Origin of the sequence: Brevundimonas sp., from assembly GCF_023259385.1 — a bacterium.
Classification (GTDB): Bacteria; Pseudomonadota; Alphaproteobacteria; order Caulobacterales; family Caulobacteraceae; genus Brevundimonas.
This window is the reverse complement of the sequence record NZ_JAHFPF010000081.1, coordinates 1-3,073: the sequence shown is the minus strand read 5'-3', so window position 1 is coordinate 3,073 and position 3,073 is coordinate 1. Positions and strand designations below refer to the sequence as shown.

At 71.8% G+C, this 3,073-nt stretch carries 4 protein-coding genes; 3 read left to right on the top strand and 1 reads right to left on the bottom strand.

Features of this window, described 5'->3' with window-relative positions; genetic code table 11:
• The 3 genes from Q0C81_RS07990 to Q0C81_RS07980 all read left to right on the top strand — a co-directional run.
• On the top strand, positions 1 to 1,216 hold a 1,216-nt coding region (locus tag Q0C81_RS07990; protein WP_291836127.1), incomplete at its 5' end, for a 3-deoxy-D-manno-octulosonic acid transferase.
• Entirely contained in the window at positions 1,213 to 2,217 is a 1,005-nt protein-coding gene (lpxK, locus tag Q0C81_RS07985; protein WP_291836124.1) for a tetraacyldisaccharide 4'-kinase, read from the top strand. The genes Q0C81_RS07990 and lpxK, both read left to right, overlap by 4 nt.
• A 55-nt stretch (positions 2,218 to 2,272) precedes the next feature.
• Entirely contained in the window at positions 2,273 to 2,623 is a 351-nt protein-coding gene (locus tag Q0C81_RS07980) for a glycine zipper domain-containing protein (protein ID WP_291836121.1), read from the top strand.
• Between the two features lie 3 nt (positions 2,624 to 2,626).
• Here Q0C81_RS07980 and Q0C81_RS07975 read toward each other — a convergent pair.
• A partial coding sequence (locus Q0C81_RS07975; RefSeq protein WP_291836118.1) for an EAL domain-containing protein occupies positions 2,627 to 3,073 on the bottom strand: 447 nt, incomplete at its 5' end.

Here is a 3,073-nt window from a genome sequence, read left to right as displayed (position 1 = left end):
TCGGGCGAAGAAGGGCAAGGAGGACCCCGTCCGCGTCGATGAACGCCTGGGCCTGACCCGGGTCCCCCGTCCCGACGGCGAGGTGGTCTGGCTGCACGGCGTCAGCGTCGGCGAGACCCTGTCCCTGCTGCCCGTGGTCGCCAAGCTGCGCGCCACGCGCCCGGACCTGAACCTGCTCGTGACCTCCGGCACCCTGACCTCGGCCGCCCTGCTGGCGCACCGTCTGCCCGAAGGCGTGATCCATCAGTTCGCCCCCGTCGACGCGCCGGGCGCGGTCGACGCCTTCCTGACCCACTGGAAACCCGTGGTCGGCGTCTTCGTCGAAAGCGAGCTTTGGCCGAACCTGATCCTCGAATCCCGCCGCCGGGGCGTGAAGCTGGTGCTGGCCAGCGCCCGGATCACCGAGAAGACCGTCGCCGGCTGGCGGCGCTTCCCCGCGGCGGCGCGCGAGATCCTGTCGGCCTTCGACGTGATCCTGCCGCAGGACGGCGTTTCCGCCGACCGGCTGGAGAGCCTGGGCGCCCGTATCGACGGCCATGTGAACCTCAAGCTGGCGGGCGAGGCCCCGCCGCATGACGGCGCGGCCTTCACCAAGCTGAGCGCCGCCATCGGGGACCGGCCCGTGGTCGTGGCCGCCAGCACCCACGACGGCGAGGAGATCGCCATCGTCCGCGCCCTGGACAAGCTGGCCGACCGGCTGTGCCTGATCCTGATCCCGCGCCATCCGGAGCGCAGCGCCGCCATCGCCGCCGCCCTGACCCGCGACGGCTACCGCTTCGCCCTGCGCTCGCAGGGACGTCAGCCGGACAACGACACCGACCTCTATGTCGCCGACACCCTGGGCGAGATGGGCCTGTTCCTGCGGCTGGCCGACGTGGTGGTCATGGGCGGCAGCTTCTCGGCGGCGCTGGAGAAGCCCCCGGTCGGCGGCCACAACCCGCTGGAGCCCGCGCGGCTTGGCAAGCCGGCCGTCACCGGCCCGGACATGACCAACTGGGCCGCCATCACCGAGGCGCTGGTCGAGGCCGGCGGCCTGCAGATCGTGGCCGCGCCTTGGGACCTGCCCGCCGCCCTCACGCCCCTGCTGGCCGACGACAAGGCTGCCAAGGCCATGGGCGACCGCGGCCGCCGCGCCGCCGCCGAGGCCGGGTCCGGGCTGGAACGGCTGATCGAGGCGATGCATCCCCTGCTGCCGCCGAAGCGGAGCCGGCGATGAGCCTGAGCACGCCGAAATGGTGGTATCTGCGCGACCGCAAGCATGCGGCCATGACGCGGATGCTGCTCAAGCCGCTGTCGTGGATCTGGGCCGGAGTGACGGCCAACCGCATCGCCCGCGCCACGCCGGTCGATCCGGGCGTGCCGGTCATCTCCGTCGGCAATCTGACCGTCGGCGGATCGGGCAAGACGCCGGTCGCCCGCGAGGTCCTGCGGCTGCTGCGGCTGTCAGGCGTCGAGGCCCACGCCCTGTCGCGCGGCTACGGTGGAAAGCTGGAAGGCCCGATCCGGGTCGACCTGAACCTCCACACCGCCGCCGAAGTGGGCGACGAGCCGCTGATGCTCGCGCTGGACAGCCCCGCCTGGATCGCCCGCGACCGCGTGGCCGGCGCCAAGTCGGCCGCCGCCGCGGGCGCAAAGGCTCTCGTGTTGGATGACGGACACCAGAACCCGGCCCTGAAGAAGACCCTCAGCCTGATCGTGGTGGACGGCGAGACCCGCGACGACGAATGGCCCTTCGGCGACGGCTCGGTCTTCCCCTCCGGTCCGATGCGCGAGCCGCTGAAGGCCGGTCTGGCCCGCGGCGACGCCGTGATCGTCCTGATGCCGTCCGATCTGGCCGAGCCCGATCCGGAACTGCTGGAGACCTTCGGCGCCCTGCCCGTCTTCATCGCCCGGCTGCAGCCCGCCGGTCCGCCGCCGTCCGGACCGCTGGTCGGCTTCGCCGGCATCGCCAAGCCGTGGAAGGTCGAGCGCTCGCTGACGGCCGCCGGCGCCGATCTGGCCGAGTTCGCCCCCTTCCCCGACCACGCCGCCTTCAAGACCGAGGATCTCCGCTTCCTCGCCGACCGCGCGGAACAGTTCGGCGCGACCCTGGTGACCACCGAGAAGGACTGGTCCCGTCTGCCCCCTGAATGGCGGACGCGGGTGACCTCCTGGCCGGTGAAGGCTGCGTTCGAGGACGAAGCGGGGTTCCTGCGCCTGCTGCGCGGCGAGGGCTGAGCGGAACAGTCCCGACGCCCGTGTGTTCGACACGGGATTACGGAGGGAGAGCCGCATGCGCCGCCTGATGATCCTCGCCGCCCTGACCGCCTTGGGGGCCGCCGCAGCCGGCTGCGCCACCACCGACGGCTACGCCTCGGCCTGCGAGCGCGACTATGCCCGGAACCGGGACTATGCGAGGGCCAGCGGCGCGGCCCTGGGCGCCCTGGCAGGGGCGGCGATCGACAAGGAGAATCCCGAGCGTGGCGCGGCCATCGGCGCGCTGGCGGGCGGCCTGCTGGGCAACCAGTTGTCGGCGGAGGACGATCCCTGCGGCTATGGCTTCGGCGGCTACAACCGCGACCGTCGCTATGGGACCGAGCGGGTCTACTGGCGGGACAACTACCGCCCCTATCCGCGCTATTGAATCCTAGCCGAACCGGCGGCGCTGTTCGGCGCTGCGCAGGGTGGAGCGCAGGAACTCGGCGGGCGGATCGGTCTCGGCCAGCACGGCTTCCTTGATGGCGCGGGGCTCGCCGAACAGGTGGCCCTGGCCCATGGAGACGTCCAGTTCGAGGATGTCGACGATCTGGCGCTCGCTCTCGCACTTCTCGGCGATGACCTCGATGCCGTAGCGGCGGGTCAGGCCCGCGAAGTCGGCGGCCTGAATGTCGCGCAGGGACGGCAGGGCCGGTCCGTTGTCGAGATCCAGAAGCTGTTCGATCAGCAGGTCGGCGGCGACCTTGAGGAACTTCACGTCCGAACGCTGCAGGTCGGCGAAGTCGAGGTCCAGCGTCTGGACCTTGTCGATCGAGAAGCGGAAGCCGAGGTCCGCCAGCTTGGCCATGTTGCGGGCCTCGACGGCGCCGCGGGCGTC